This window comes from Ancylobacter sp. 3268 (assembly GCF_031456575.1).
GTDB lineage: Bacteria > Pseudomonadota > Alphaproteobacteria > Rhizobiales > Xanthobacteraceae > Ancylobacter.
On the sequence record NZ_JAVDUX010000019.1, the window covers coordinates 64,775 to 91,262 of the forward strand.

26 protein-coding genes are annotated in these 26,488 nt (G+C 66.5%); 9 read left to right on the plus strand and 17 right to left on the minus strand.

Annotated elements, in window-relative coordinates; translation table 11 throughout:
- Window positions 1-16: 16 nt before the first annotated feature.
- The 5 genes from hemB to J2X65_RS22600 all read left to right on the plus strand — a co-directional run bounded on the left by hemB (window position 17) and on the right by J2X65_RS22600 (window position 5,110).
- Complete coding sequence (gene hemB / locus J2X65_RS22580; protein WP_310206229.1) at window positions 17-1,078, plus strand: porphobilinogen synthase; 1,062 nt, start codon at window positions 17-19, stop codon at window positions 1,076-1,078.
- A gap of 41 nt (window positions 1,079-1,119) precedes the next feature.
- Window positions 1,120-2,439 carry a branched-chain amino acid ABC transporter permease gene (locus J2X65_RS22585; RefSeq protein WP_310206232.1) on the plus strand — a complete coding sequence of 440 codons (1,320 nt, stop codon included), beginning with the start codon at window positions 1,120-1,122 and terminating at the stop codon, window positions 2,437-2,439.
- A gap of 8 nt (window positions 2,440-2,447) precedes the next feature.
- A complete protein-coding gene (locus J2X65_RS22590; protein ID WP_310206235.1) occupies window positions 2,448-3,674 on the plus strand; it encodes a threonine ammonia-lyase in 1,227 nt (408 codons plus the stop codon).
- 75 nt (window positions 3,675-3,749) lie between these two features.
- Window positions 3,750-4,271 (plus strand): RDD family protein, encoded by a 522-nt coding sequence (locus tag J2X65_RS22595; RefSeq protein WP_310206237.1) that lies wholly within the window; start codon window positions 3,750-3,752, stop codon window positions 4,269-4,271.
- Window positions 4,272-4,354: 83 nt separating this feature from the next.
- Entirely contained in the window at window positions 4,355-5,110 is a 756-nt protein-coding gene (locus J2X65_RS22600; RefSeq protein ID WP_310206240.1) for an arginyltransferase, read from the plus strand.
- Between the two features lie 81 nt (window positions 5,111-5,191).
- On the opposite strand, the gene parC is transcribed toward J2X65_RS22600, so the two are convergent.
- From parC to rpoZ, 12 genes are all read right to left on the minus strand, one after another.
- Window positions 5,192-7,423: a DNA topoisomerase IV subunit A gene (gene parC / locus J2X65_RS22605; RefSeq protein ID WP_310206243.1), complete on the minus strand. Its 2,232-nt coding sequence runs from the start codon at window positions 7,421-7,423 to the stop codon at window positions 5,192-5,194.
- 98 nt (window positions 7,424-7,521) lie between these two features.
- Window positions 7,522-8,268 (minus strand): DNA repair protein RecO, encoded by a 747-nt coding sequence (recO, locus tag J2X65_RS22610; RefSeq protein ID WP_310206247.1) that lies wholly within the window; start codon window positions 8,266-8,268, stop codon window positions 7,522-7,524.
- A 29-nt stretch (window positions 8,269-8,297) separates the two neighbouring features.
- The gene (gene era, locus J2X65_RS22615) at window positions 8,298-9,233 is read right to left on the minus strand and encodes a GTPase Era (RefSeq protein WP_310206250.1); all 936 of its coding nucleotides are present in this window, start codon (window positions 9,231-9,233) and stop codon (window positions 8,298-8,300) included.
- Entirely contained in the window at window positions 9,230-9,949 is a 720-nt protein-coding gene (rnc, locus tag J2X65_RS22620; protein WP_310206253.1) for a ribonuclease III, read from the minus strand. Before rnc ends, era begins: the two co-directional genes overlap by 4 nt.
- Complete coding sequence (gene lepB / locus J2X65_RS22625; protein WP_310206256.1) at window positions 9,946-10,701, minus strand: signal peptidase I; 756 nt, start codon at window positions 10,699-10,701, stop codon at window positions 9,946-9,948. Before lepB ends, rnc begins: the two co-directional genes overlap by 4 nt.
- Before the next feature lie 124 nt (window positions 10,702-10,825).
- Window positions 10,826-11,245 carry a holo-ACP synthase gene (gene acpS / locus J2X65_RS22630; RefSeq protein ID WP_213363105.1) on the minus strand — a complete coding sequence of 140 codons (420 nt, stop codon included), beginning with the start codon at window positions 11,243-11,245 and terminating at the stop codon, window positions 10,826-10,828.
- A gap of 21 nt (window positions 11,246-11,266) precedes the next feature.
- Window positions 11,267-12,058, minus strand: a complete 792-nt coding sequence (locus tag J2X65_RS22635) for a pyridoxine 5'-phosphate synthase (protein ID WP_310206259.1) — start codon at window positions 12,056-12,058, stop codon at window positions 11,267-11,269.
- Entirely contained in the window at window positions 12,055-12,648 is a 594-nt protein-coding gene (pyrE, locus tag J2X65_RS22640; protein ID WP_310206262.1) for an orotate phosphoribosyltransferase, read from the minus strand. Before pyrE ends, J2X65_RS22635 begins: the two co-directional genes overlap by 4 nt.
- A 91-nt stretch (window positions 12,649-12,739) precedes the next feature.
- The gene (locus J2X65_RS22645; RefSeq protein WP_310206265.1) at window positions 12,740-13,579 is read right to left on the minus strand and encodes a transglutaminase family protein; all 840 of its coding nucleotides are present in this window, start codon (window positions 13,577-13,579) and stop codon (window positions 12,740-12,742) included.
- Window positions 13,580-13,619: 40 nt separating this feature from the next.
- Window positions 13,620-13,796, minus strand: coding sequence for a hypothetical protein (locus J2X65_RS22650; RefSeq protein ID WP_310206268.1), 177 nt, complete (start codon window positions 13,794-13,796; stop codon window positions 13,620-13,622).
- Between the two features lie 90 nt (window positions 13,797-13,886).
- Window positions 13,887-16,103, minus strand: coding sequence for a bifunctional (p)ppGpp synthetase/guanosine-3',5'-bis(diphosphate) 3'-pyrophosphohydrolase (locus J2X65_RS22655; RefSeq protein WP_310206271.1), 2,217 nt, complete (start codon window positions 16,101-16,103; stop codon window positions 13,887-13,889).
- A gap of 160 nt (window positions 16,104-16,263) precedes the next feature.
- Window positions 16,264-16,656: a DNA-directed RNA polymerase subunit omega gene (rpoZ, locus tag J2X65_RS22660; protein ID WP_213363111.1), complete on the minus strand. Its 393-nt coding sequence runs from the start codon at window positions 16,654-16,656 to the stop codon at window positions 16,264-16,266.
- Between the two features lie 237 nt (window positions 16,657-16,893).
- Between rpoZ and J2X65_RS22665 the strand changes: the two genes are divergently transcribed.
- On the plus strand, window positions 16,894-17,520 hold the full coding sequence (locus J2X65_RS22665; protein WP_310206274.1) for an NYN domain-containing protein: 627 nt from the start codon (window positions 16,894-16,896) through the stop codon (window positions 17,518-17,520).
- On the plus strand, window positions 17,517-18,182 hold the full coding sequence (locus tag J2X65_RS22670; RefSeq protein WP_310206277.1) for a uracil-DNA glycosylase: 666 nt from the start codon (window positions 17,517-17,519) through the stop codon (window positions 18,180-18,182). Before J2X65_RS22665 ends, J2X65_RS22670 begins: the two co-directional genes overlap by 4 nt.
- Here J2X65_RS22670 and epmA read toward each other — a convergent pair whose 3' ends face one another.
- Window positions 18,183-19,232: an EF-P lysine aminoacylase EpmA gene (gene epmA, locus J2X65_RS22675; protein WP_310206280.1), complete on the minus strand. Its 1,050-nt coding sequence runs from the start codon at window positions 19,230-19,232 to the stop codon at window positions 18,183-18,185. It lies immediately after the preceding gene.
- Window positions 19,233-19,377: 145 nt separating this feature from the next.
- On the opposite strand from epmA, the gene efp reads away from it, so the two are divergent.
- Window positions 19,378-19,947 (plus strand): elongation factor P, encoded by a 570-nt coding sequence (gene efp / locus J2X65_RS22680; RefSeq protein ID WP_310206282.1) that lies wholly within the window; start codon window positions 19,378-19,380, stop codon window positions 19,945-19,947.
- A gap of 86 nt (window positions 19,948-20,033) precedes the next feature.
- Here the strand turns inward: efp and smpB are convergent, their stop codons facing one another.
- Both smpB and dapA read right to left on the minus strand, forming a co-directional pair.
- Complete coding sequence (gene smpB, locus J2X65_RS22685; RefSeq protein WP_310206285.1) at window positions 20,034-20,507, minus strand: SsrA-binding protein SmpB; 474 nt, start codon at window positions 20,505-20,507, stop codon at window positions 20,034-20,036.
- A gap of 39 nt (window positions 20,508-20,546) precedes the next feature.
- Entirely contained in the window at window positions 20,547-21,437 is an 891-nt protein-coding gene (gene dapA, locus J2X65_RS22690; RefSeq protein ID WP_310206288.1) for a 4-hydroxy-tetrahydrodipicolinate synthase, read from the minus strand.
- 340 nt (window positions 21,438-21,777) lie between these two features.
- On the opposite strand from dapA, the gene J2X65_RS22695 reads away from it, so the two are divergent.
- Window positions 21,778-24,039, plus strand: a complete 2,262-nt coding sequence (locus tag J2X65_RS22695) for a lytic transglycosylase domain-containing protein (protein ID WP_310206290.1) — start codon at window positions 21,778-21,780, stop codon at window positions 24,037-24,039.
- A gap of 103 nt (window positions 24,040-24,142) precedes the next feature.
- On the opposite strand, the gene J2X65_RS22700 is transcribed toward J2X65_RS22695, so the two are convergent.
- Window positions 24,143-24,295 carry a hypothetical protein gene (locus J2X65_RS22700; RefSeq protein ID WP_310206293.1) on the minus strand — a complete coding sequence of 51 codons (153 nt, stop codon included), beginning with the start codon at window positions 24,293-24,295 and terminating at the stop codon, window positions 24,143-24,145.
- 6 nt (window positions 24,296-24,301) lie between these two features.
- Entirely contained in the window at window positions 24,302-26,407 is a 2,106-nt protein-coding gene (locus J2X65_RS22705) for a flagellar motor protein MotB (protein WP_310206295.1), read from the minus strand.
- Between the last annotated feature and the right edge of the window lie 81 nt (window positions 26,408-26,488).

Genomic DNA, 26,488 nt, shown 5'->3' on the forward strand with positions numbered 1-26,488 from the left:
CTTCGAAGAGTGCGCCATGCCCATTCCCTTCGCCCGCCCGCGTCCGGTAAATCTCGATCCGATGGGCCGCTCCGACGCAGCCACCCGCCTCGATCTGACTCACCGTCCGCGCCGCAACCGCAAATCCGATTGGACCCGCCGGCTGACGCGCGAGAACACGCTCACCGTCGCCGATCTGATCTGGCCGGTGTTCGTGATGGATGGCAGCGAGGCGCGCAGCCCGGTCGGCTCCATGCCCGGCGTCGAGCGGCTGTCGGTCGATCAGGCGGTGCGCGAGGCCGAGCGGGCGGCGGAGCTTGGCATTCCGGCGCTGGCGCTGTTTCCCTATACCGACCCCGAGCTGCGCACCGTCGATGGGCGCGAGGCGCTCAACCGCGACAATCTGGTCTGCCGCGCGCTGCGGGCGATCAAGGATGCCGTGCCGGAGATCGGCCTGATCACCGACGTCGCCCTCGACCCCTATACCAGCCACGGCCATGATGGCCTGCTGTCGGCGGATGGGCGCATTCTCAACGACGAAACCATCGCGGTGCTGATCGAGCAGTCGCTGGTGCAGGCCGATGCCGGCGCCGATGTCATCGCGCCGTCGGACATGATGGACGGCCGGGTCGGCGCCATCCGCCGCGCCCTCGATGCCGAAGGTCATCTCGATGCGCAGATCCTCGCCTACAGCGCCAAATATGCCTCGGCCTTCTATGGCCCCTTCCGCGACGCGGTGGGTTCCACCGGCTGCCTGAAGGGCGACAAGCGCACCTACCAGATGGACCCCGCCAACGGCACCGAGGCCCTGCGCGAGGCCGCCCTCGACATTGATGAGGGCGCGGACATGCTGATGGTCAAGCCGGGCATGCCCTATCTCGACATCGTCTGGCGGCTGAAGGATACCTTCGGCCTGCCGACCTTCGCCTACCAGGTGTCCGGCGAGTACGCGATGATCGAGGCGGCGGCGCGCAATGGCTGGCTCGACGGCGAGAAGGCGATGATGGAGAGCATGATGGCCTTCAAACGTGCCGGCGCCGATGGCGTGCTCACCTATTTCGCCCCCCGCGTCGCCGAGAAGCTCGCCCGCGAGGCCTGATCCGCGCCGGGCCGGCGCCCCTGCCTGCACAATGCCGGTCCATGCGCCTCATCGTACACCTCACCCTACTCTGGCTCGCCCTGCTGCTGGCGGGCTGCGGATCGGTGATCGATGCCGACCAGGCCCGCATCTGTCGCGACGTCGCCCCTGCCCTGCATGATGAGAAGGTCAGCATCGACGAGGTGTCGCTGACACCGGTGCCGGGCACCGACGGGCTCCGTCTCGCCTATCGGGCCCGCCTCGGTTCCCGTGCGGTGCCGCACTGGATCGTCTGCACCTTCGCCGGCCATACGGGCGCCGCCCGCGCCACCCTTACCGGCGTAAATACCGATACCGGCCCGCTAAGTGAAGTAAAACTCTACATAATCATGCGCTGGTGGTTGAGCGCTGCGCCAGACCGCGCGTCGCCGCCCGCCCTGTTCCCACTGTCGCCGCGGCAGGCCTACTGGCTGCAACAGGCGATAAACGGCACCACGCTGGCCGGCATTTACGGCTTGGTCGCCACCGGCTTCGCCTTGGTCCATGGCCTGTTCGGTCGCGTCAACCTCGCCTTCGGGGAGATCGCCGTCACCGGCGGCGTCTATATGCTCGTTGCGGTCGGCATCGCCGGCATGGCGGGGCGGCTGGGCCCGGCCGACCTCATCATGGCCGCGGCTGCCGGAATTATCGGCTCAATATCAATAAGTTGGCTCGTCGGCCGCTTCGTGGTCCTGCCGCTCGCCTCGCCGTCTTCCCCGCCGCAGGGGATGCTGATCGCCACCATTGCCGTCGCCATCGTGCTGGCGGAGGCGGCCCGGATCACCGCTCCGCTGCGGGTGAACTGGCTGCCGCCGCTGCTTAACATTCCGATCCCGCTGGCCGGCGATGGCGGCTTCGTCGCCACGGTGACGGCGGCGCAAATGCTCGCCGCGGGCATGAGCCTCACCGGCGCATCCATCCTGCTCGGCCTGATGGGCTGCACCCGCTTCGGCCGCGCCTGGCGTGCCTATGCCGATGACCCGCTGATGGCGGCGCTGCTGGGGGTACGCGTCCCCGCCCTGCGCAGCGGCACCTTCCTCATCGCCGGCGCTGCCGCTGGGCTGGCGGGCGCGGTGAGTGTGGTGGCGTACGGCACGGTCCAGCCGGGAGAAGGACTGGCGATCACGCTCAAAGCCTTGATTTCGGCCATTATCGGGGGCATTGGCTCTGTGCCGGGCGCGTTTCTCGGCGCCGTCATTGTCGCCGGCGTCGAAATCGTGTGGTCGGCGAGCTTCGATATCGTGTATCGCGATCTCGTCACCTATGCGCTTCTGGCCGCCTTCCTCGTTCTGAGGCCGGGCGGACTTCTCAACAATGCGGCCCCCAGGGTACGCGAATTCTGAGTGGTTTCATGTCGCTTCCCGTAACTCCCGCCGATATCGCCGCAGCCCGCCATGTGCTGACCGGCGCGGTGCTGCGCACGCCCACGCTGCCGGCGCCGCGCCTCTCGGCGATTACGGGCGCGCATGTCTTTGTCAAATATGAGAATTTGCAGGTCACGGCGAGCTTCAAGGAGCGCGGTGCACTGGTGAAGCTCGCCAGCCTCAGCGCCGAGGAGCGCGCGCATGGCGTGGTCGCTATGTCGGCTGGCAATCATGCGCAGGCAGTTGCCTACCACGCCGCCCGGCTGGGCATCCGCGCCACCATCGTCATGCCGAAATTCACGCCGATCGTGAAGGTCGCGGCAACCGAGGCGCACGGCGCCCGGGTGGTGCTGCATGGCGAGACGGTTGCCGATGCCAGCGAGGAGGCCGACCGCCTCGCCCACGCCGAGAACCTCGTTTGGGTGCATCCCTATGACGACCGCCACGTCATCGCCGGCCAGGGCTCCATCGCCGCCGAGATGCTCGAGGACGCGCCGGATCTGGACGTTTTGCTGGTGCCGGTCGGCGGCGGCGGCCTCATCTCCGGCATGGCGGTGGCGTCTCGCCACATCCGGCCCGATATCGAGCTGATCGGTGTCGAGACGACGCTCTATCCATCGATGTGGAATGCCCTGCATCAGCAGAGCCTGCCTTGCGAAGGCACAACCCTCGCCGAAGGCATTGCGGTGAAGAACGTGGGGGCGCTCACCCGCGAGATCGTCTCTGCCCTGGTGTCCGACGTCGTGCTGGTGGACGAGCCGACCTTCGAGCGGGCAGTGAACCTGTTCCTCACCCAGCAGAAGACGCTGGCAGAGGGCGCTGGCGCCGGCGGCCTCGCGGCACTGTTGGCGGAACCGGAGCGCTATCGGGGTCGCAATGTCGGCCTCGTGGTTTCCGGCGGCAACATCGATCCGCGCACCGTCGCCTCGATCATGCTGCGCGAACTGGAGCGCGAGGAACGCATCGTCTCCTTCCGCTTCTCCATGCTCGATCGTCCGGGCGAGCTCGGCATCATTTCGACGCTGCTCGGCAAGCTCGGCGCCAACATCCTCGAAGTCGAGCATAAGCGCCATTTCCTCGACGTACATGCCAAGGGCGCCCGGCTCGACGTGACGGTCGAGACCCGCGACCGTGCCCATGCCGACAATGTGCACCGTTCGCTGCTCGCCGAGGGCATGGACGTCGTGCGCATCGACTGGCAGTCCGGCAACTAGTAGCCCCGTCCCTGCGACCCTTGCCGGACGAATGGCCCAAGGCCATCTGTGAAGGGACCGTCACTGGAGACATCCATGTCCGATCCCTTCGCGTTCGGTGGCCCGGCAGAGGCCAAGCCCTACGCCTACGATCCCGTCACCGAGCCGGAATACTTCCGGGGCGTGCTCTGGCGCCGCTTCATCGCCTTCCTGATCGATGCGCTCATCATCTGCGTGCCGATCGGCGTCGCAGCCATCGTCATCTTCGTGTCGGGGTTCGTCACCTTCGGGCTCGGCTGGCTGCTCTTCGGCCTTCTGAGCCCCGCCTTCGTTGTCTGGGCGCTGGTCTATAGCGGCCTGACGCTGGGAGGGCGCGAATCGTCAACCATCGGCATGCGCGTGATGGAGATCGAGATGCGGCTGTGGTACGGCGCGCCGATGTATACGCTGCTCGCCGTGCTCAGTGTCGTGCTGTTCTGGGTGTCGTTCAGCGTGCTGACGCCGCTGGTGGTGATCGTCGGCCTGTTCAACGGCCGCAAGCGTTTGCTGCACGATCTGCTGCTCGGCACCGTCGTCACCAACAGCGAGGCCCGCGCTGCCGCGTTGCGCCGCAGGTGACACATTCGCGCGATACGCATTTCTGCCTTTGACGCGACGGTCGGCTCGCGCGATCCTCTCTTCGGTCGAACATTGAAGCTGCCGTGACGGAACACTCTCGCGATACGCCGCAATTCTATCTCACGGCACCTTCGCCGTGCCCGTATTTACCCGGGCGCGAGGAACGCAAGGTGTTTACCCATCTGGTTGGCGAGCGGGCGACCCAGCTCAACGACGTGCTGACGCATGGGGGTTTCCGGCGCAGCCAGTCCATCGCCTATCGCCCCGCCTGCGAACACTGCCGCGCTTGCGTTTCCGTGCGCATCGTGGTGGCGGATTTCGCGCCGTCGCGCCGCTTCCGCCGGGTGAGCAGGAGCAATGCCGATCTGATCGGCGATATGCGCGCGGCGGTGCCGACCGCCGAGCAATATTCATTGTTTCGCGCCTATCTCGACAGCCGCCACGGCGATGGCGGCATGGCCGACATGACGGTGCTCGACTATGCGATGATGGTCGAGGACAGCCATGTGCGCACCCGGATCGTGGAATATCGACGGCGCGGACCGGATACCGCCATCCATGGCCGCGGACAGGGCGCACTCTACGCGGTGGCCCTCACCGACGTACTCGCCGACGGTCTTTCAATGGTCTACTCGTTCTATGAGCCGGACGAGGCCGCGCGCTCCATCGGCACCTTCGTGATCCTCGACCATGTCGCCAAGGCCAAGGCGATGGGCCTGCCCTATGTCTATCTCGGCTACTGGGTCGATGGCTCGGCCAAGATGGGCTACAAAAGCCAGTTCCTGCCGCAGGAACGGCTCACCGCGCATGGCTGGGAGCGGGTGGAGAGCACCGAATAGTCCCGGAGGACCGTCTCTCCGATAGCCGGCCCCCCTCGCTTCAGGAAGCACAATGCCAGACGGGCCAACAGCTTGCGCTCGTCAGAACCGATTGTTGCGCGGGAAGCCCTTAGGCGGCAAACGCCCGGCGCTCGCACGCTCGCCGCGCCATTCGGTCAGGTCCGTCACCGTCCAGGTGCGGCCCGACGTGTCGAGCCAGGTGAGGCCGTCGGCAAGTGTGAACACCTTGAGATCCGACATCTGACCGTCCTTGTAGCGCTGTAGCCGCACGCCGCGCCCACGCGCCATTTCCGGCACCTGCGAAAGTGGAAACACCAGCAGCTTGCGGTTCTCGCCGATCACCGCGACGCTGTCGCCGGTGGCAACCACAAGCCGGCAGGCATCCTGCGCGTCGATGGTGAGCACCTGCTTGCCCTTGCGGGTGTTGGCGACGCAATCGTCCTCCGCCACCAGGAAGCCCCGGCCCTCCTTGGCCGCCACCAACAGCTTGCGCCCACCCTGATAGACGATGACGTCGACGATATCGGCTTCCTGCTCGAGATCGATCGACAGGCGCAGCGGCTCGCCATGGCCGCGTCCGCCGGGGAGCTTGGAAGCATCCAGCGTGTAAAAGCGGCCATTGGTGGCGAAGACCAACAGCTTCGAGGTGGTCTCGGCGAAGAAGCTGAGCCTCAGCGAATCGTCGCCCTTGAAGGCGAGCGAGGCGAGATCGGCGACATGGCCCTTCAGCGCACGGATCCAGCCCTTCTGCGACACCACCACGGTGATCGGCTCGCGCTCCACCAGCGCTTCGATCACCGCGTCGGCGGTGTGGGCGGCCGCCTCGCCGAAATCGGTGCGGCGCTTGCCCAGCTCCGTCTCGGGGCCGAACATTTCGCGGGTCTTGGCGATCTCGGCGCCGATGGCCTTCCACTGCCGGGCCTCGGAATCGAGAAGCTTCACCAGCTTGTCCTTCTCCTTGGACAGCGTGTCGTGCTCCTTGCGGATCTCGAACTCTTCCAGCCGCCGCAAGCTGCGCAGCCGCATGTTGAGAATGGCTTCCGCCTGCACGTCGGTGAGATCGAAGCGCGCCATCAGCGCCGGCTTGGGCTCATCCTCTTCGCGGATGATGCGGATCACCTCGTCGAGGTTGAGATAGGCGATCAGATAGCCGCCAAGCACCTCTAGCCGATGCTCGATCTGCGCCAGGCGATGCCGCGAGCGCCGCAGCAGCACGTCGCGCCGATGGTCCAGCCACTCGCGCAGCACCTCGGCGAGGCTGACCACCTTGGGCACCAGCCCGCCGACCAGCACGTTCATGTTCAGTGGAAAGCGCGTTTCGAGCTCGGTGAGCTTGAACAGGCTCTCCATCAGCAGTTCGGCATCGACGTTGCGCGCCCGCGGCTCCAGCACGAGGCGAACATCCTCGGCGGATTCGTCGCGGACATCGGCCAGCAGCGGCAATTTCTTCTCGTTGAGGAGATCGGCGATCTTCTCGACCAGCCGCGACTTGGCGACGCCGTAGGGGATTTCCGTGACCACCACGAGATAGGTGCCGCGGCCGGTTTCCTCCTTATGCCAGCGTGCGCGCAGGCGGAAACCGCCGCGCCCGGTGGCATAGGCGTCCGCCATGGAGGCCTGGGACTCGATGACGACGCCGCCGGTCGGAAAATCCGGCCCCTTGACGAATTGCAGCAGGTCGTCGGTGGTCGCCTGCGGATGGGCGATCAGATGCAGGCAGGCATCGAACAATTCGGCGGCGTTGTGCGGCGGGATCGAGGTCGCCATCCCCACGGCGATGCCGGTGGAGCCGTTGGCGAGCAGGTTCGGGAAACCGCCCGGCAGCACCACCGGCTCTTCGGCGGTGCCGTCATAATTCGGGCGAAAGGCGACGGCGTCCTCGTCGATGCCGTCGAGGATCAGCCGCGCCACCTCGGTCAGGCGGGCTTCGGTGTAGCGTTCGGCCGCAGCATTGTCGCCGTCGATATTGCCGAAATTGCCTTGCCCATCGACCAGCGGATAGCGCTGGGCGAAATCCTGCGCCAGGCGCACCATGGCGTCGTAGATCGCCATATTGCCGTGCGGGTGGAAGGAGCCCATCACGTCGCCAACGATCTTGGCGCTCTTGCGGAAGCCGCCGCCGGGGTCGAGCCTGAGCAGCCGCATGCCGTACAGGATACGGCGATGCACCGGCTTCAGCCCGTCGCGCGCATCCGGCAGCGCCCGGTGCATGATGGTCGACAGCGCATAGGCAAGATAACGCTCTTCGAGCGCGGCCTTCAGGCCGACCGGCTCGATGGTGCCGTCGTCAGTCGGAATCGGTCCCTCTCCCATATCCTCTCGCTACCGCGAATGCGCGACAAGAACAAGACGCGAACACGTCGCACGCAAATCTATCCAAAGGCTTGTGGTACAAAAGAAACGGCGAGGGCCTAAAGGTCCGGCCGCCTCGGCGGGACGCCGCGCAGCAGCGCCTGCAGAAAGGCGGCGCGGCTGTCCGGCACCTCCGCCCCGCGCGGCTCGAACACCCGGCGGGCGAGGAAATGCCCGGTGAGCTCGAAGGCAGCCTGCAGATCCTCCATCGCCGGAGGCTCCGCCACCTCGCCAACGAGGAAATAGGGCAGCGCGAAGAGCTGCGCCCGCCACGGCTCGCCGGCATCGCGGCTTACCGCCCGGCCGGATTTCGGCGAGACATAGAGCAGATCGTTGCGCCCGCCGGTTGCCGCGCAACTGTCGAGATCCAGGCCGAAGCCGAGCTCGGCCAGCATGACGAGCTCGAAACGCGCCAGCAACATGCCCGCCAGCGCCGGTTCGTCGAGATGCTCGATCACCGCCGCCAGCGTCGCATAGAGCTCGGGGTGCGGATCGCGCTCCGGCAACAGCCGGATGAGGCTGCCGAGATGGCTGACGGCGAAGGCCGAGTGCGCCCGCCGCATCAGCCGTTCGGCCCGCGCCTGCGTCACCTCCAGCGTGAAGGCGCCAAGCTGCTCGTCGAGCCGTGCCCGCCAGGCGACATGCACGCTGTTGCCTGGCTGCAGGGAGGGGGCCTGCCGCCGCGAGCCGCCGCCGCGCACCAGTCCGAGATGGCGCCCATGCGCGGCCGTCAGCACTTCGACGATGGCGTTCGCTTCGCCATGGCGACGAAGCCCCAGGATGATGCCGTCGTCGGTCCATTCCATCGCGGCGTCCTGCCCCGATCCCGAGCGGCCTAGTCGGCGTCGGGAAATTCCAGCCCCATCTCGCGATAGCGCTCGGGATCATCCGACCAATTCTCACGCACCTTGACGAACAGGAACAGGTGCACGGGCTGCTCGACGATCTCGGTGAGTTCCTTGCGCGCCGCCATCGAGATCGCCTTGATGGTGTCGCCGCCCTTGCCGAGGACGATTTTCCGCTGGCTTTCGCGTTCGACGAAGATGGTCTGCTCGATGCGCACAGAGCCGTCCTTGCGCTCCTGCCAGCTATCGGTCTCCACCGTTGAGCGATAGGGCAGTTCCTCGTGCAGCCGATGGAACAGCTTCTCGCGGGTGATCTCGGCCGCCAGCATGCGCATCGGCGCATCGGAGATCTGGTCCTCGGGATAGAGCCACGGCCCTTGCGGCAGCACCTCGGTCAGCCACTGGCGCAATTGCACGAGCCCATCGCCTTCCAGAGCCGAGATCATGAACAGCCGGTCGAGGGTTATGTGCTCGGCCACCTTGGCGGCGAGTTCGAGCAGGCTCTCGCGCTTCACCAGGTCGATCTTGTTCAGGATGACCGCGCGGGGGCGCTTCACCTGCGCGAGGCCGCGCATGATGGCCTCCACCTCCTCGGTGATGCCCACGCGGGCATCGATGAGCAGCGCCACCGCATCCGCATCGCCCGCCCCGCCCCAGGCGGAGCGCACCATCGCCTTCTCCAATCGCCGCTTGGGCGCGAAGATGCCGGGCGTGTCGACCAGCACGATCTGCGTCTGGCCCTCGATGGCGATGCCGCGCACCAGCGAGCGCGTGGTCTGTACCTTGTGCGAGACGATCGATACCTTGGTGCCGACCAGCGCGTTGGTCAGCGTTGACTTGCCCGCATTCGGCGCGCCGATGAGCGCGACGAAACCGCAGCGTGTGGTGGCGGAAGTGGCGCCGATGTCGGCGTCTGGGTCATTCATGACGAAACTCGTTCGAGAAAGGCAGCCGCGGCGGTCTTCTGGGCGCTTTGCTTGGAAGAGCCGATACCTTCGGCCGCCTCCCATCCGGGTACTTCCACCGCGATGCGGAACTGTGGATTATGGTCCGGTCCCTCGCGCTCCACCAGGCGATAATGCGGCGGCGGCAGCCCCCGCGCCTGCGCCCATTCCTGCAGCGCCGTCTTGGGATCGCGGCCGGCGCTGCCACGACGCTCCAACCGGGGACGCCAGAAGCGCTCCACCAGCTTTTCGGCGGCCGAAAAGCCGGCATCGAGATAGACGGCCGCCAGCACCGCCTCGGCAATATCGGCGAGGATAGCCTGCCGGTTGCGTCCGCCCGTGCGTTCCTCGCCGGCGCCGAGACGGAGGAAGGGGCCGATCCGCATCTCCTGCGCCACCTCGGCGCAGGCCTTCTCACAGACGAGGTCGGAGAGCCGGCGCGACAGCTCGCCCTCCTCGGCGTCCGGATAGGCGCGGTAGAGCATGTCGGAGACCACGAGCCCGAGCACGTGGTCTCCGAGGAATTCGAGCCGCTGATAAGACCTCACCCGCGCCCGGCTTCCCTGGACGCCGGTGACGGCGCTGATATGGGTCAGCGCCAGCACCAGATGCGACGGATCGGCGAACACATGGCCGAGCGCCTGTTCAAGCGCAGCAAGGTCGCCGGGCCGTTCGTGGTCTTTGGAAGACCGGCTCATCGCACGAAAGAGAACATGCGGTCCCAGCGCACCGTCCAGGGCCACTTCCACACTTGCCAGGCCGCGTCACCTTCCTTGACCGAGAAGAAGATCATCTGGGCACGGCCGATCAGATTTTCATAAGGTACATAGCCGACCTGGCTGAGCACCCGTGAATCGGTGGAATTGTCGCGATTGTCGCCCATCATGAAATAATGCCCGGGCGGCACCTGATAGACGGGCGTGTTGTCGTAGAAGCCGTTGTCGACCAGATCGAGCGTGTAATAGCTCACGCCATTGGGCAGCGTCTCGGTCCAGCGCTTCACGCGCTGGACGCGGCCACCGCCTTCGTCGTCCATCCAGTAGCCGGCATCCTCGCGCTTCACCGGCTGGCCATTGATGTGCAGGACGCCGCCGATCATCTGGATCTGGTCGCCCGGCAGGCCGATGACCCGCTTGATATAGTCCGTGCTCTCGTCACGCGGCAGCTTGAACACCACCACATCGCCGCGGTTCGGCGTCGAGCCGAAGATGCGCCCGTCGAACAGCGGTGGCGAGAACGGCAGCGAGAAGCGGCTGTAGCCGTAGCTGAACTTCGACACGAAGAGATAGTCGCCGACCAGCAGCGTTTCCTTCATCGAGCCGGACGGGATGTTGAATGGCTGGAACAGGAAGGTGCGGATAATGAGGGCGATCAGGAAGGCCTGCAGAATGACCTTGGCAGTCTCGCCCAGGCCGCCTTCCTTTTTCTTCGGTTCGGTTGTTGCGCTCATCGTGCTTTCCGCTCAGCCGCGCTCCGGCTGCCGCCGGCACGGCACCCCCTGCGTCGAGGTCATCGGGCTCCTATAGCCGCTCGCCACGCCTGCGGCAACGCGCGCTCTTCACGATCACCGGAGCTTACGCTCCGGGACCAGGCGATCCGCTCGGCACCGCGCTGATGATCACGAAGGCCTGGGCCAGCGGCCCGTCATCGGTGATGGTGAGATCGATGCGGGCCTCGTAGCCCGGCGGCGTCATCGCGTCGAGCCGCGCCCTGGCGCCGCCGGTAAGCTGCATGGTCGGACGGCCGGACGGCAGGTTGACCACCCCCATGTCACGCCAGAACACTCCCTGGGCCAGCCCGGTGCCGAGCGCCTTGGCGCAGGCCTCCTTAGCGGCGAAGCGCTTGGCATAGCTCTCGGCACGACGCGCGCGCCGCTCCGATTTCGCCCGCTCGACCGGCGTAAACACGCGCTCGATGAAGCGCTCGCCATGGCGCTCCAGCACTTCGGCGACGCGCCGGGCGTCAGTGATGTCGGAGCCGATGCCGAGTATCATGCGTACCCCAATCCTGCGGCCTCAGGCCGCCTTGCCGGCGCGCAACTGCGCCCGGCCGCGTGCCATCGCCGCGCGCATGCGCCGGATCGCCGTCTCCAGCCCTTCGAAGATCGCTTCGCCGACCAGGAAGTGACCGATGTTCAACTCGCGGATATGGGCGTTGGCGGCCATGATTTCCGCCGTCGCGTAATCGAGCCCGTGGCCGGCATGGACCTCAAGCCCGAGCCTCGTCGCCTGTTCGGCCGCGTCGGCGAGCCGCCCCAGTTCGGCGACGGCCTCTTCCTGCCGTCCCGCCGCGCGCAGGTCGCACCAACTGCCGGTATGCAGCTCGATAACGGCCGCGCCGATATCGGCGGCCCGTACGATCTGGTCGGCATCGGGGGCGACGAAAAGCGATACCCGGATGCCCGATGCCGCCAGTTGCTCGACCCGATGCGCGAGATCGATGCCACCGCCGATGACGTCAAGCCCGCCCTCGGTGGTGCGCTCCTCGCGGCGTTCCGGCACCAGGCAGCAGGCATGCGGCTTCAGATCAGTGGCGATCGCGACCATCTCATGCGTCGCCGCCATCTCGAAGTTGAGCGGGATGGTCAGAGTCTCGCGCAGGCGGCGCATATCCTCGTCGCGCACGTGGCGACGATCCTCGCGCAGATGGGCGGTGATGCCGTCGGCCCCCGCGGCCGCGGCCAGCATCGCCGCCCGGATCGGATCGGGCAGCGCTCCGCCACGCGCGTTGCGCACCGTGGCGACGTGATCGATGTTCACACCGAGGCGGATCGGCGGCACCACGACGAGGGCGGCCGGGGCGCTCATGCCTGCGCTCCCTGGATGCCGCGGCTGCCCGGCTTCACCGCCGGCAGCGCGGCGAGTTCCGGCGGCAACCGGTCGGGCGGGTAGCTGGGAATATCGAGGCTCGCCAGCGTCACCAGCGGCACGCCGAGATCCGCCTTGCCGCCCGAGCGGTCGATCAGGCAGGCGGCACCAACGATCTTGCCGGGATGGTGGGCGATGGAGGCGAGGCATTCGCGCGACGACAGGCCGGTGGTGACGATGTCCTCCACCATCAGCACCCGCGCGCCCTCCGGAATGGAGAAGCCGCGGCGCAGCACGAACTGGCCGTCTTCGCGCTCGACGAACACCGCCTTGGCACCGAGATGGCGGGCGGTCTCGTAGCCGGGGATGATGCCACCCATGGCGGGCGAAACGACATAGTCGATCGGCCCGAAGGCGGCTCGCGCCTTCTCGGCAAGCGCCCGGCAAAGGCGCTCGGTGCGGGCCGGATCCATGAAGATGAACATCTTCTGCAGGAACACGGGGCTGCGCAGGCCGGAGGAGAGGATGAAATGCCCCTCCAACAGGGCGCCGGCGGCGCGGAACTCGGCGAGGACCTCGTCTTGAGTCATGACGGCAAACCGATCGGGCAAAGGAAAGGACCGGCGGGTGATAACTCATCCGCCGGTCCGCGTCACCTCGCACGCCATCCAGACAGCCTTGTCAGGCCGCCACCGACTCGCTTGCCGCCATCTCGTCGGTCCACACTTCGAAACTGACGAGTTGATGAGGCCCGAAAGTGCAGACGATCGGCACATCGGTGGCGTCGCGCCCCCGCGCCATCACCACACGGCCGATGCGCGGCTGGTTATGCCGGGCATCGAAGCTGTACCAGCGACCATCGAGATAGGCTTCGAACCAGGCGCTGAAATCCATCGGCGCCGGATCGCGCGGCACGCCGATGTCGCCGAGATAGCCGGTGCAGTAGCGCGCCGGGATGTTCATCGCCCGGCACAAGGCAATGGCGAGATGCGCGAAGTCTCGGCAAACGCCGCGCCTCTCCTTCAGCACCCCCACCGCCGAACGGGTGCAGTCGGCATGCGCGTAGCCGAACTGGATGTGGTCGTGCACGAAGTCGCAGATCGCCTGCACCCGCGCCCAGCCTTCCGGCACGCCGCCGAAGCGCGACCACGCCTCGCTGGTCAGCAGGTCGGTTTCGCAATAGCGGCTGCCGAGCAGGAACACCATCACGTCCTCGGGCACCTGGTCGAGCGGAGACTGTCGCGCCGCGACGTTTATCACGTCCGGCGTGCCGGGATCACGGATGACGCCGTGATGCTCGATCTCCGTGCGCCCGGCCGGCAGCACCACCCGGCGCCGGACATTGCCGAACATGTCGAGCGACATGACGTTGGCGAGCGAGCGTTGCCCGCAGCTCTGCAGGAACATCGGCGACTGAACGATGACATCCTGATGCCGCGAGCTGTGCACGTCGACGGCGAAGGTCGCCGGGGTCGGATTGGCACACTCCAGCGCCATCCGAAATCCATATCGGATACGCATGCTTCTTCAATCCTGTCTCGGAGAGGGAGGCGCTGCGGCCTCAATGATGAACGCGACTGCTGCGGGAACGGACCCGCACCGCGACCAGCTCGGCCCGGCCGACAAGTTCGTCGACGCGACCAAAGGCCTCCAATGCGCCATTGCCCAATGTGCGACCGCTCAACTGCTTGACGAAGCCGGCGAGGATACGCATCGCGCTGTGAACGATATCGACCATCATCGCCTCCTTCATCCCGGCCGTGGCGGCCTTTCGGAGCGACAACGCGATGATGGCCGCCGGGTTCCGCCGGATCGGACGCCGGACGCGTCAGCCGTTCACGCGCTCGACGCTGGAGACCACCGGCCGCGAGCGCAGATCCGAGATGATGCCGTTGAGATGACGTAGGTCGTACACGCCGATATCGATCACCATGCGCGTGAAGTCGGGAGAGCGCGAGGACATGTTGAGGTTCTCGATATTGCCGTCGCGCTCGCCGATGACCTGGGCGATCTGGCCGAGCGAGCCCGGCTCGTTGGTCGCCACCACCACGATCTGTACGGGGAAGCGTTGCGGATCGTCCTCGTCGACATCCCAACGCACGTCGAGCCAGCGCTCCGGCTCCTCCTCGAAATCCTGCAGTGCCGGCGACTGGATCGGGTAGATGGTGATCCCCTCGCCCGGCGTCATGATGCCGACGATGCGGTCGCCCGGCACGGCGCCGCCATTCGGCGCGAAACGTACCGGCAGTTCGCGGTTGATGCCACGGATCGGGATGGAGGTCTTCGGATCCGGCGCAATCTCGACGCCGGGTATCTTGAACTTGAGGCTCTGGCCGCGCTCGAGCTCGAACCAGCCCTCGCCCTTGGGCGCCTGCTTTTCCTCCGGCCGCGGTCCGGTCCACTCCGGATAGAGCGCCTTGACCACATCGTCGGCCTTCAGCTCCCCCAGTCCGACCGCGGCATAGACCTCTTCCGGCGTCGTGCGGGCAAGACGACCGACCGAGCCGGCCAGCTTGTCGTCGGAGAACGCCTTGCCGGCCCGCGCCATCGCCCGCTCGACCATGCGGCGTCCCAGCCCGGCATATTGCGCACGCACGGCGACACGGGTCGCCCGGCGGATCGCCGCGCGCGCCTTGCCGGTGACGACGATGGATTCCCAGGCCGCCGGCGGCGTCGCGCTGGGAGAGGTGATGATTTCCACCTCATCGCCATTGTGGAGACGCGAGACCAGGGGCGAGACCTTGCCGTTGATCTTGGCACCGATTGCCATGTTGCCGACGCCGGTATGGACCGCATAGGCGAAGTCGATGGGCGTCGCCCCGCGCGGCAGCGCGATCAGCCGCCCCTTCGGCGTGAAGCAGAACACCTGGTCGTGGAACAGTTCGAGCTTGGTATGTTCGAGGAACTCCTCCGGGCTCGAGCCCTCGGCGAGAAGTTCGATGGTGCGCCGCAGCCAGGCATAGGCATTGGAATCGCGGGTGAGCAGATCCTCGCCCGCTGCGGCCACCGGTTCGCCGTCCTTGTAGATCGCATGCGCCGCGATGCCGTATTCGGCGATCTCATGCATTTGGCGGGTACGGATCTGCAACTCGACGCGCTGCCGGCCGGGGCCGACGACGGTTGTGTGGATCGAGCGATAATCGTTCTGCTTGGGGGTGGAAATATAGTCCTTGAAGCGGCCCGGCACCACGCGCCACTTGGTGTGCACCACACCGAGCGCGGCATAGCACTCCTGCACCGTGCCGACGATGAGGCGGAAGCCATAAATATCCGAGAGCTGCTCGAAGGCGACCGACTTCTGCTCCATCTTGCGCCAGATCGAGTAAGGCCGCTTCTCGCGCCCCTTCACCGTCGCATCGAGGCCCTTCTGGCTCAGCGCGTCGGTCAATTCCCGCTCGATCGCTGCAACCAGTTCGCCATTATGGTCCTTCAGCGCCTTCAGGCGGCCGAGGATGGAGTCATAGGCCTCGGGCGAGAGCTGTCGGAAGGAGAGGTCCTCCAGTTCCTCGCGCATGTCCTGCATGCCCATGCGCCCGGCGAGCGGCGCATAGATATCGAGCGTTTCCTGCGCGACGCGATTGCGCTTCTCCTCCGGCACCCATTTCAGCGTGCGCATGTTGTGCAGACGATCGGCCAGCTTGACCAGCAGCACGCGCACGTCGTCGGCAATGGCCAGCAACAGCTTGCGCAGGTTCTCGGCCTGCTTGGCCTGCTTGGAGACGAGATCGAGCTTCTTGATCTTGGTCAGTCCCTCGACCAGAGCACCGATCTGAGGGCCGAACCACTTGTCGATTTCGTCGCGGGTGGCGTCGGTGTCCTCGATCGTGTCGTGCAGCAGCGCCGCGACGATGGTGGCATCGTCAAGCTTGAGGTCGGTGAGGATCGCCGCAACTTCGAGCGGATGCGAGAAATAGGGGTCGCCGGAGGCGCGCTTCTGCGTGCCGTGCGCACGCATGGCATAGACATAGGCGCGATCGAGCAGCGCCTCGTCGGTATTGGGATTATACCGGCGCACGCGCTCGACGAGCTCGTACTGCCGCATCATGACAGGATCTCGCGAGGGGAACGACCCGTCCGTTCCAGAAGGCTAGATATGTCCGGCGGCAAGGCCAACGCAAGCGCCGGATCGGAAATTACGCCGCAAAAGCAACAGCCCGGCACAAGGCCGGGCTGCAAAGGATCAGACGCCGAATGCGAGAACGGCCTCAGCCTTCCTCGTCGTCGCTCGGCTCAGGCGGCACCAGTCCCTGCAGGCCGGCGAGCAGTTCCTCCTCGGTCATGCGGTCGAGCATGACGTCAGGATCATCGGCACCGCCCTCACTGCCGCCGGACGCGATCATCGGAACCGTCTCGGCCTCCGGCTCGTCGACCTCGGTGAACTTCTGCAGCGAATGGATCAGATCTTCCTTGAGATCTTCCGGCGAGATGGTCTCGTCGGCGATCTCGCGAAGGGCGACGACCGGGTTCTTGTCGTTGTCGCGATCGACCGTAATCGGCGAACCCGACGCGATCATGCGTGCGCGATGGCCGGCCAGAAGAACGAGTTCGAAGCGATTGTCGACCTTGTCGACGCAATCCTCGACGGTGACGCGAGCCATGCTCCGGCACTCCTGTGAGTTAATTCGGAAAGCGCTGCCTTAACGCATGCCCTCCGGGAGAGCAAGCGATCCCCCCGAGCCGATGGATCACAATCGCAACTTTCACCGCTCACCAACATGGATTTCACCGCGCACACCCGCCAAATTGCGCTATGAATCGCTTACGGGGCGGAAAGTCAGTTTCGTCAAGCGGGAGACGGAGCTTCATTTGAACGTATTGATTAGGTAAACGCCGTAATGGTCCAGCCCATGGAAAAAATTGCCCTATTTATTGATGGTGCTAACCTTTATTCAGCAACGAAGTCTCTTGGTTTTGATATCGATTACAAGAGACTGCTCAAGGAGTTTCAAAGCCGCGGCTATGTATTGAGAGCTTTTTATTACACCACCCTCGTCGAAGACAATGAATATTCCTCAATCCGCCCGCTGCTGGATTGGTTGGATTACAATGGTTATTCTGTTGTAACAAAGCCAGCCCGTGAGTTTACCGACAGTCAGGGGCGGCGGCGGGTGCGTGGCAACATGGACATCGAGCTCGCGGTCAACGCGATGGAACTCGCGGCTCATGTCGATCACATCGTGTTGTTCTCCGGCGATGGCGACTTCCGCTCGCTGGTCGAGGCGGTGCAGCGCAAGGGTGTGCGGGTGAGTGTCGTCTCCAGCGTCAACACGCAGCCACCAATGATCGCCGACGAACTGCGCCGTCAGGCCGATGCCTTCATCGACCTTGTGGACCTGCAGGCGCGCATCGGTCGCGATCCCAATGAGCGCACGGGTCGTATGAGCGAGCCGCCGCGCTTCATGGAGCGGCGCAGCCCGCCCTCGCCGCCCGCCGGCGGCGACGAGGAGCTCGCCGACCGTTGACCCCGCTGCACGCATCCCCCGCGCGGGTGGCGGAGCCCGCGCGGGACTGCCCGCTATGCCCGCGCCTCGTGGCGTTCCGGGAACAGTGGCGGACTGCCGAACCTGGTTGGCACAACGCCCCGGTACCGTCTTTCGGGCCGGTGGATGGCCGTGTCTTGATCGTCGGGCTCGCACCAGGCCTGCGCGGCGCCAATCGCACCGGTCGGCCGTTCACCGGCGACTATGCCGGCGAGCTGCTGTACGACACGCTGATCCGCTACGGTTTCGCCACCGGAAAATTCGAGGCGCGGCCAGACGACACGCTGCGGCTGAAAGACGCGCGCCTCACCAATGCCGTGCGCTGCGTGCCGCCGGAAAACAAGCCGACCACCGAGGAAATGCGTAATTGCCGGCCTTTCCTCGCCGCCACCATTGCCCAGCTGCCGAACCTCGGCGCCATCGTCGCGCTGGGCAAGATCGCCCATGACCAGGTGCTTGCCGCCCATGGCGAAAAGCTGTCGCGCTACAAATTTGCCCATGGCGCGGTGCATCGGCTCGGCAATGTCGTGCTGTTCGACAGCTATCACTGCTCCCGCTACAACACGAATACGGGCGTGCTGACCCCGGAAATGTTCCGCACCGTCTTCGCCGCCGTGCGGACCCATGTCGATACGCTGGCCTGATCAAGGCGCCACCGGCGCCCACAGCACATCCTCGATGCGCCGCGCCCCGGTCGCCAGCAGCACCAGCCGGTCGAGGCCGAGCGCGATGCCGGAGGCTTCCGGCATCCGGGCCAGCGCCACGAGAAAATCCTCGTCGATCGGGTAACGCTCGCCATAGAGCCGCTGCTTCTCGTCCATCCACTGGACGAAGCGCCGGCGCTGCTCGGCCGCGTCGGTGAGCTCGCCGAACGCATTGGCGAGCTCGACGCCGCAGACATACAGCTCGAAACGCTCCGCCACCCGGGGATCGCCAGGCTTCGGCCGGGCAAGCGCCGCCTCGCTGATCGGGTATTCGCACAGAATGGTCGGACGGCCGATGCCGAGGAACGGCTCGATCTTCTCCACCATCACGCGGGTGAAGACATCGGCCCAGACATCGTCCGGCGCGACGCGGATACCGGCCTGCCGGGCGGCGTGCCACAGCGCGTCGCGGTCCGTCGTCCCTCCCCCGTCGAGCGTGGCGAGAAGCTCGATGCCGGCGAAACGGGCGAACGCCTCCGCCACCGTCAGCCGTTCGGGCTCAAGGCGGACATCGGCGAGATGGGATCCATAGCGGAAGACATCGGCCCCGATCGCCGCCGCCGTCGCCTCGAGCAGGGCCGCACAGTCGGCCATCAGCGTCTCGTAGTTCTCCCGCGCACGATACCATTCGAGCATGGTGAACTCCGGGTGATGCAGCGCCGTGCGCTCGCCATTGCGGAACACCCGGGCGAAGGTGAACAGCCGCTCTTCGCCAGCCGCCAGCAGCTTTTTCGCGGTGAATTCCGGCGAGGTGTGGAGATAGCGGGTGGAGGCCGTGCCATCCGCCGCCACGAGCTGGGTCGCGAAAGCGTGCAGATGCGTTTCGTTGCCGGGCGAGACCTGCAGGATCGGCGTCTCGACCTCGATGAAGTCGCGCCCGGTGAAGAACGCCCGCACGGCGCTGAGAATGCGCTGGCGCCCGATCAGGAACGGCCGGCGGTCGGCGTGGACATCCGGCGACCACCAGGGCGAGGGTTCGCGGTTCGGCATCGGTTCGGCTCCAGGTCACGCCAAGGAATTACATCGCCGCCATGGGGTTGGCGGCGAGCGGCCGCGCTAGTATAGGAACCGCCCAACGGAATCCCGGATCGCGCCCGCTCATCCCGTGGGGCGCACCCAACAGCCAGAGGACCGCATGGTCAAGGTCATCGCCAGCACGCTGCGCAAGGGCGCCGTGGTCGACATCGACGGCAAGCTCTATGTCGTGCTCACCGCCGACAACATCCACCCCGGCAAGGGCACCCCGGTGACCCAGCTCGACATGCGCCGCATCTCCGACGGCGTGAAGATCTCCGAGCGCTACCGCACCACCGAGCAGGTCGAGCGCGCCCATGTCGAGGATCGCCCGCACACCTTCCTGTATTCGGACGGCGAAGGCTTCCACTTCATGAACCCGGAGAACTACGACCAGGTGGCCGTACCTCCGGACGTGGTCGGCGACCAGGCCCCCTATCTGCAGGAAGGCATGCAGGTCATGCTGAAGATGCACGAAGGCAACGGCATCGCCATTGAACTGCCGCAGCGCGTGACGCTGGAAGTGGTCGAGACCGAGCCGGTGGTGAAGGGCCAGACGGCCTCCTCTTCCTACAAGCCGGCGATGCTGTCGAACGGCGTGCGCTCGGCGGTGCCGCCGCATATCGGCATTGGCACCCGCATCGTGGTCATGACCGCCGATGGCTCTTATGTCGAGCGCGCCAAGGACTGAGTGCCTCCACGCTCCGGCATGAATGAAAAAGGCCCGGGACATTCCGGGCCTTTTGCTTTTAGGCGGCATGTACGCGTCGAACACGGTCAGCCACGGTCACGCATCAGGCGCTGTTTGTCGCGCGCCCAATCCTTCTCTTTCAACGCCTCGCGCTTGTCATGCGCCTTGCGGCCGCGCGCGATGGCGAGCTCGACCTTGGCGCGACCCTGCTCGTTGAAATAGATCCGCAGCGGCACCACCGTCATGCCCTCCCGCTCCACCGCCTGCCACAATTTGGCGATCTCGCGCATGTGCAGCAGCAGCTTGCGCGGCCGGCGCGGCTCGTGATTGAAGCGGTTGGCCTGGAGATATTCCGGGATGAAGCTGTTGTAGAGGATGGCCTCGCCGGACTTCGCCGAGACGTAGCTCTCGCCCACGGTCGCCTTGCCCTCGCGCAGGCTCTTCACCTCGGTGCCGGACAAGGCAATGCCGGCCTCAAACACCTCGCCAATGTCGAAGTCGAAGCGGGCGCGGCGATTTTCGGCCACGACTTTGCGGGGAAGGGTCTTCTTCTCGGCCATTTCACTCAGCTCCGTGCCGGAGCCCAGCTCCGACCGTCCTCAGTTGATCAGTCCCGCATGCACCATGGCATCACGGACGATCTCCTTCGTCTTCTCGCTCACCGGCACCATGGGGAGACGCGCCTCGTCGGCGATCTTGCCGAGCACGCTCAGCGCATATTTGGTGGGGCTGGGGTTGGTTTCAACGAACAGCGCCTGGAACAGCGGGAACAGCCGGTCCTGCAACTCCAGCGCAGTACGGAAATCGCCGGCAAGGCAGGCGTTCTGCAATTGCGAGCATAGCTTCGGCGCCACGTTGGAGGCGACCGAAATGCAGCCATCGCCGCCATGCGCCATAAAGGCCAGAGCGGTGGCGTCCTCGCCGGAGAGCTGGTTGAAGGACGGGCCCATGGCCTGCCGCTGCTGGCTGACCCGGGCGAGATTGGCGGTGGCATCCTTCACGCCGGCGATATTCGGCAGTTCGAACAACCGGGCCATGGTCTCCACCGACATGTCGACCACGGACCGGCCGGGAATGTTGTAGATGATGATCGGGATGCCGATGGCGTCGTTGATCGCCTTGTAATGCTGGTACAAGCCCTCCTGGCTGGGCTTGTTGTAGTAGGGCGTGACGACGAGCGCCGCGTCCGCCCCCGCCTTCTCGGCATGGCGGGCGAGATCGATCGCCTCGACGGTGTTGTTGGAGCCGGCGCCGGCGATCACCGGCACCCGGCCCGCCGCCTGCTCGACCGTCCATTCCACCACGCGCTTGTGCTCGTCATGGGTAACGGTGGGGCTTTCGCCGGTCGTCCCGACCGGGACGAGGCCGTGCGTGCCCTCGTCGATCTGCCAGTCCACCAGGCCGCGCAGCGCTTTCTCATCGAGCGCGCCATCGCGGAACGGCGTCACGAGAGCCGTAAAGGAACCACGAAAGGGCGACGGGTGAGGCATGGCGCGCTCCTGGAATTTTCTGATCATTGGCGCCCGGCGCAGCATTTGCACCGGCAAAGGGGCTTTCAGATATCGCGTCGGCGGTCGCGGCGAAAGGGGGTGTTGCGGCAATCCGCGCTGATCGGCTTGGCAAGAACCCGGCTTTACGGCACGCTGCCTTGGTTTCGCCGGGTGAGCGGGCAACAAGATCCGGTGTTGGCGCAGATCACAAAGCGCGTGAACGGCTAGTGGTTAGCACTTCGTCAACATGATCGCGAGACAACTGAAAGCAGACGCGAACCGGATCCGGGCTCGCGTGTGTCGCGTGGGCGGCATCTGTTTCTGGGGAGTGCACGAACCGATGAGCCTCGAACCGCGTCGCCGTTGCGGCTTCATCCTGTCCGTTGCGGCCAGCCTCCTGCTCGCGGCGACCTCTCCCTTCGTGCCGGCCTACGCCACGGCGCCGACGCCGCCGCAGAAGCCGAAGGCCAGCTCCAAGACCGCGACCGCCCCCAAGCCGCCAGCGAAGCCGGCCGCCAAGAGCGGTGCGACCGCTGCGGCAAAGCCGGCTCCCAAGCCCGCCTCCAAGCCGGCTGCAACGACCGCGGCCAAGAAGCCCCAGATCGCCATTCCCTCCAGCGCAAGCGCCTTCACCTCGGCGTCCGCTACCGCCGGTGCTTCCTCGTTCCTGTCGCCGAGCTTCGCCGGCACGCCGGGTTTCTCGGCCGATCTCAAGCAGGCGATCGCGCTGGTGGAGAGCGGAAATGCCGCCGACGCCCTGGCCATGGCCGACCGGATGCGCGATCCCGGCGCGCAGGCGCTGGTGCGCTGGCTCGCCCTGCGGGTCACCGCTCGCGGTGTCGGCTTCGATCAGGCGGTGGCGATCCTGCGCGCCCACCCGACCTTGCCGACGCCGATCGTGCTGCGCCGGCGGCTCGAATATCTCCTTTATGCCGAGAACAAGGACCCGGCGACCATCACCGCCTTCTTCGCCGGGCAGCGGCCTTATTCCGGCGAAGGCAAGATCGCCCTCGCCCGCGCCCTGTTTGCCGCCGGCGATCAGGCGAACGGCTCGGCGTGGCTGCGGGATGCCTGGCGCAACGACCCGCTGTCGTCCGACACCGAATCCACCGTCATCGTCGAGTTCGGTGGCGTGCTGAGCCGCGCCGACCACAAGTACCGCGCCGACAAGATGCTCTACAACGAGGACGCCGAGCGCGGCCTGCGCGCGGCCGCCCGCGCCGGAGCCGATGTCACCGCACTCGCCAAGGCACGCGTCGCCCTGTTCAACAAGTCGGCCGGCGATCCCGCCAAGCTGCTGGCGAGCGTTCCGGCCTCGCTGCGGTCGGATCCCGCCTATCTTTTCACGCTTGCCAAGATCCAGCGGCGCGGCGGCGACGGACAGGCCGCCGCCCGCACCCTTTCGGCGGCGCCGAAGGACCCGGATCGGCTCGTCGATACCGACGAATGGTGGGTCGAGCGGCGTCTTGTCTCCCGCAACCTGCTCGATGCCGGCGACGCCCGCACCGCCTATAAGATCGCCGCCGAGACCGTGACGCCCGAGAACGAGCATTACATCGCCGACGCCCAGTTTACCGCCGGTTGGATCGCCCTGCGCTTCCTCGGCGACGCTCGCACCGCCCAGCAGCATTTTGCCCGCATCCCGCAGGGCCAGACCCACCCCGCCACGCTGGCGCGCGGCTATTACTGGCAGGGCCGCGCCTTGGAGGCGCTCGGCAGCACCGGCAATGCCCGTGCCCAGTATGAGGTCGCCTCTGCCTACAGTTCGGCCTATTACGGCCAGCTGGCGCGCGCCCGCCTGGGTCGGCCCGATTTCTCGGTCCGTGCCGCACCGGCGGCAGGCGCCGCCCAGCGCGCCGCCTTCGCCCGCGATGAGGGCGTGCAGATCTTCAAGCTACTGCAAAAGCTCGACAAGACCGCCCTCACCGTGGCGCTCGCCCATGATCTCGCCGAACGGCTGCCCGATCCCGCCTCGGTTGGCCTGCTCGCCGAGGTCGCCCGCGCCGACGGCGACGCGCGCACCATGACGGTGATCGGCAAGGTCGCGCTGAGCCGTGGCATGCCGCTGGAGGCCGAAGCGTTCCCCACCATCGGTGTGCCGCGCTACCAGCCGATCACGCAGGATGTCGATCGGGCGCTGGTCTTCGCCATCACCCGCCAGGAAAGCATGTTCAACGCCTCGGCGGTGTCGAGCGCCGGCGCGTCCGGGCTGATGCAGGTGATGCCGGCCACCGGCCGCACCATCGCCAACCGCACAGGCGCCAGGCTCGATCCGGTACAGCTGCGCACCAACCCGACGGTGAACGTGCAGTTCGGTGCCGCCGAACTGCGGGCACTGCTCGACAACTACCAGAACAATTACGTGCTCACCTTTGCCGGGTACAATGCCGGCCGCGGCAACGTCGCCAAATGGATCGCCCAATATGGCGACCCGCGCGATCCTAGCGTCGACCCGATCGACTGGGTCGAGCGCATTCCCTTCTCCGAAACCCGCAATTACGTGCAGCGGGTTATGGAGAACGCCCAGGTCTACAAGGCACGCTTCGGCTCGCGCGGCAGCCTGCAGATCGAGGCGGATCTGCGCGGCGCGCGGGTGGACTGATGGAGCTAGCGCCGCCGCAGCGTGCGGCGCAGCCAGCAGCCGGCGGCGCAGCCGACAACATAGGTTGCGAGCAGCAATAGGCCGGTGTCGATAGCGAACGCGGTCACGGCTTGGCCTCCAGCCCGCCGTCCGGCGTCTCGACCTGTGCCGGCGCGCGGCTGCGACGCGGCGCACAGCCGCAGAACCAGCCGGTCAGCAGGCCGATGGCGGCCGCGCCGAGCACATAGGGCCAGAGTTCAAACAGCAGAAAGGCCATCGGCCGTCACCTCACGATGAGCAGGATGCCGCCATCCGAACCGGAACGGTTCGTCGACTGGGCAGCCAGCGTGCCGAAGGGACCCACCCAGAGGCGTTCCGGCGCGATGCCGGCGGCGGCGAGATAGTCGATCACCGTGCGTGCCCGCGCCGCCGCCTGATCGGGGTCGATATCGGCATGGGCAACGCTGATCTCGATGGCCACGTCGGGGCAGCCGGCCGCCACCGACGCCACCCGGTCGAGAAGCCCGTAGCTCACCGGATCGAGCCGCGCGCCGCCTTCGGTGAAGACGATGCGGCCCCGCTCCAGGATCGCCGCGACCGCCATGCGGCACGCCTCGCGCTCAAGGGTTTCGCGGCGCGGCAGCACCTCGAGGCCGAGCTCGACCGAGAATCCCGCCGGCAGCTCCTGCTTCAGGCCATCCCCGATGGCGGTAACCGCCGCGGCATGGAAGGCGGTGCCGGTAAGCCTCAGCTTGCGGTCATCGAAGCGCACCTCGCCGCTGTCGAGACGGGAGAGTTCGCGCAGCGCCAGGCGCGCGGCGGCCTCGAAGCCGTCCGGCGCCCCCTGCGCCAACGCCGAGACATCGTTGACCGTGTATCCGGGAAGGTAGCGTTTGACGGCCTCGGTGATCTGCTCATGCGCCTGCGCGGTCGGGTAGAAGCCGGAGAGGGTGACCCCTTCCCCCTCCTTGCGCATGCCGAACACATAGGGCGCCACCACCGGGGGGCGCACGTCGCTCTGCAGAGCAAAACCCTTCGGCACCGATTCCGACAGCGCGGCGGTAACCGCCGCATAGGCCGCCGAATCCACCGCCTCGCCGGAAATGGTGAGCGTGGTGGCGAGGCCGCGCACCGAGCCGGCGCGCAGCCGCGCCAACTGGGCGATGCCAAAGGCGGTCGCGCTCGCCCAGGCCTCGGCCGGCGGGCCGCCGGCAGCGATGCGCATCTCGTCGCTCACCGGCAGGCCGGGGAAACCCGCACGCACCGCATCAAGCGCGAGTTTCTTGGCGTTTTCGGAAGGAGCGAAGCCGGTGAGCCGCAGCCCGCTGGCGCCGTTCAATACCCCCCAGATGAAAGGCGAAACCGTCGGCGGCTCCACCGCGAAGCGGGTCAGCGTATAGCCTTCCGGCAGGTTGCGCCGCGCGCCGGCAAGCGCATCATAGGCGGCGAAATCCGGCGCGGTGCCTTCAATGGCAATCGTCGTCCCCGACAGCGAAACCTTGCCGTCCGGCAATCGGCCGAGCTGGTCGAGCGCAAAAGCCACCGCCTTCAGCCAGCCCTGGGTTGGCGGCGAGCCATCGGCGAGGCGAAGCTGGTCGGAGATCGCCGCCCCGGGCACCGCGCTGCGCACCAGATCGAGCAAGGCGCGGCGTGCATCGCCGAGCGGGATGTAGCCGGAGAGCTTCACCCCATCCTGCTCGCGCTCGGCCGACCAGACAAACGGCGCCACCGCCGGCGGCAGCACGGCGAAGCGGGCGAGGTCGAAATCCGCCGGCAATTCGCTGCGCACCGTCACTTCCAGCGCATCATAGGTGGCAAAGTCCGGCGCCCGTCCTTCGATGGAAAAGGAATTGTCGGCAATGGTCACCCGGCCGGACGGCATTTTCGCCAGCTGCTGGATGCCGAAGATCACCACGCCGGCAAAGTCTCCGGCCGGCACGCCGCGCGCGCGCGTCAATTCCTTGTCGCCGGTCACCACCACGCCGGGCGCCATCTGCGCCGCCGCCTCGACGATGCGTTTGCGCGACCAGCGCGACGGCACATAGCCGGAGAGATGCAGCTTGGATCCGTCACGCACGACCGAGAAGGTGAAGGGCCGGCGCTCCGGCAGCAGAGTGGTGCGATCCTCGATGCTGCGCACGCCGGACAGCGCGGCGAGCTCGGCGCGGACCTTGACCCGCGCCTCCTCGGACAGCGCCTCGCCTTCCAGCTTCGCATCGCGTCCCTCGAAGCTCGCATGCGCCCAGGATTCACCGATATTGACCAGCAGCGCCTCGGCCCGATCGGTCAAATCCTGCTCGGTGGGCACGCGTGCGAAATACACCGCCGCCACGAAAAGCAGCGCCAAGGCGGGCAAGCCCTTCCACCAGGCGAGCCAGCGACACTTCACATTCCATCTCCCGATCCGCGCGGACGCCCCCGGAAAATCCCGCGCGGCACGAGTTCACCATAGTTCACCGACATCAGGAAG

Bases quoted from the DNA above. Each gene is read 5' to 3' on its own strand.
- hemB (WP_310206229.1), top strand. From the start codon at position 17: ATGCCCATTCCCTTCGCCCGCCCGCGTCCGGTAAATCTCGATCCGATG.
- J2X65_RS22585 (WP_310206232.1), top strand. From the start codon at position 1,120: ATGCGCCTCATCGTACACCTCACCCTACTCTGGCTCGCCCTGCTGCTG.
- J2X65_RS22590 (WP_310206235.1), top strand. From the start codon at position 2,448: ATGTCGCTTCCCGTAACTCCCGCCGATATCGCCGCAGCCCGCCATGTG.
- J2X65_RS22595 (WP_310206237.1), top strand. From the start codon at position 3,750: ATGTCCGATCCCTTCGCGTTCGGTGGCCCGGCAGAGGCCAAGCCCTAC.
- parC (WP_310206243.1), bottom strand. From the start codon at position 7,423: ATGGGAGAGGGACCGATTCCGACTGACGACGGCACCATCGAGCCGGTC.
- recO (WP_310206247.1), bottom strand. From the start codon at position 8,268: ATGGAATGGACCGACGACGGCATCATCCTGGGGCTTCGTCGCCATGGC.
- era (WP_310206250.1), bottom strand. From the start codon at position 9,233: ATGAATGACCCAGACGCCGACATCGGCGCCACTTCCGCCACCACACGC.
- rnc (WP_310206253.1), bottom strand. From the start codon at position 9,949: ATGAGCCGGTCTTCCAAAGACCACGAACGGCCCGGCGACCTTGCTGCG.
- lepB (WP_310206256.1), bottom strand. From the start codon at position 10,701: ATGAGCGCAACAACCGAACCGAAGAAAAAGGAAGGCGGCCTGGGCGAG.
- acpS (WP_213363105.1), bottom strand. From the start codon at position 11,245: ATGATACTCGGCATCGGCTCCGACATCACTGACGCCCGGCGCGTCGCC.
- J2X65_RS22635 (WP_310206259.1), bottom strand. From the start codon at position 12,058: ATGAGCGCCCCGGCCGCCCTCGTCGTGGTGCCGCCGATCCGCCTCGGT.
- pyrE (WP_310206262.1), bottom strand. From the start codon at position 12,648: ATGACTCAAGACGAGGTCCTCGCCGAGTTCCGCGCCGCCGGCGCCCTG.
- J2X65_RS22645 (WP_310206265.1), bottom strand. From the start codon at position 13,579: ATGCGTATCCGATATGGATTTCGGATGGCGCTGGAGTGTGCCAATCCG.
- J2X65_RS22650 (WP_310206268.1), bottom strand. From the start codon at position 13,796: ATGGTCGATATCGTTCACAGCGCGATGCGTATCCTCGCCGGCTTCGTC.
- J2X65_RS22655 (WP_310206271.1), bottom strand. From the start codon at position 16,103: ATGATGCGGCAGTACGAGCTCGTCGAGCGCGTGCGCCGGTATAATCCC.
- rpoZ (WP_213363111.1), bottom strand. From the start codon at position 16,656: ATGGCTCGCGTCACCGTCGAGGATTGCGTCGACAAGGTCGACAATCGC.
- J2X65_RS22665 (WP_310206274.1), top strand. From the start codon at position 16,894: ATGGTCCAGCCCATGGAAAAAATTGCCCTATTTATTGATGGTGCTAAC.
- epmA (WP_310206280.1), bottom strand. From the start codon at position 19,232: ATGCCGAACCGCGAACCCTCGCCCTGGTGGTCGCCGGATGTCCACGCC.
- efp (WP_310206282.1), top strand. From the start codon at position 19,378: ATGGTCAAGGTCATCGCCAGCACGCTGCGCAAGGGCGCCGTGGTCGAC.
- smpB (WP_310206285.1), bottom strand. From the start codon at position 20,507: ATGGCCGAGAAGAAGACCCTTCCCCGCAAAGTCGTGGCCGAAAATCGC.
- dapA (WP_310206288.1), bottom strand. From the start codon at position 21,437: ATGCCTCACCCGTCGCCCTTTCGTGGTTCCTTTACGGCTCTCGTGACG.
- J2X65_RS22695 (WP_310206290.1), top strand. From the start codon at position 21,778: ATGAGCCTCGAACCGCGTCGCCGTTGCGGCTTCATCCTGTCCGTTGCG.
- J2X65_RS22700 (WP_310206293.1), bottom strand. From the start codon at position 24,295: ATGGCCTTTCTGCTGTTTGAACTCTGGCCCTATGTGCTCGGCGCGGCC.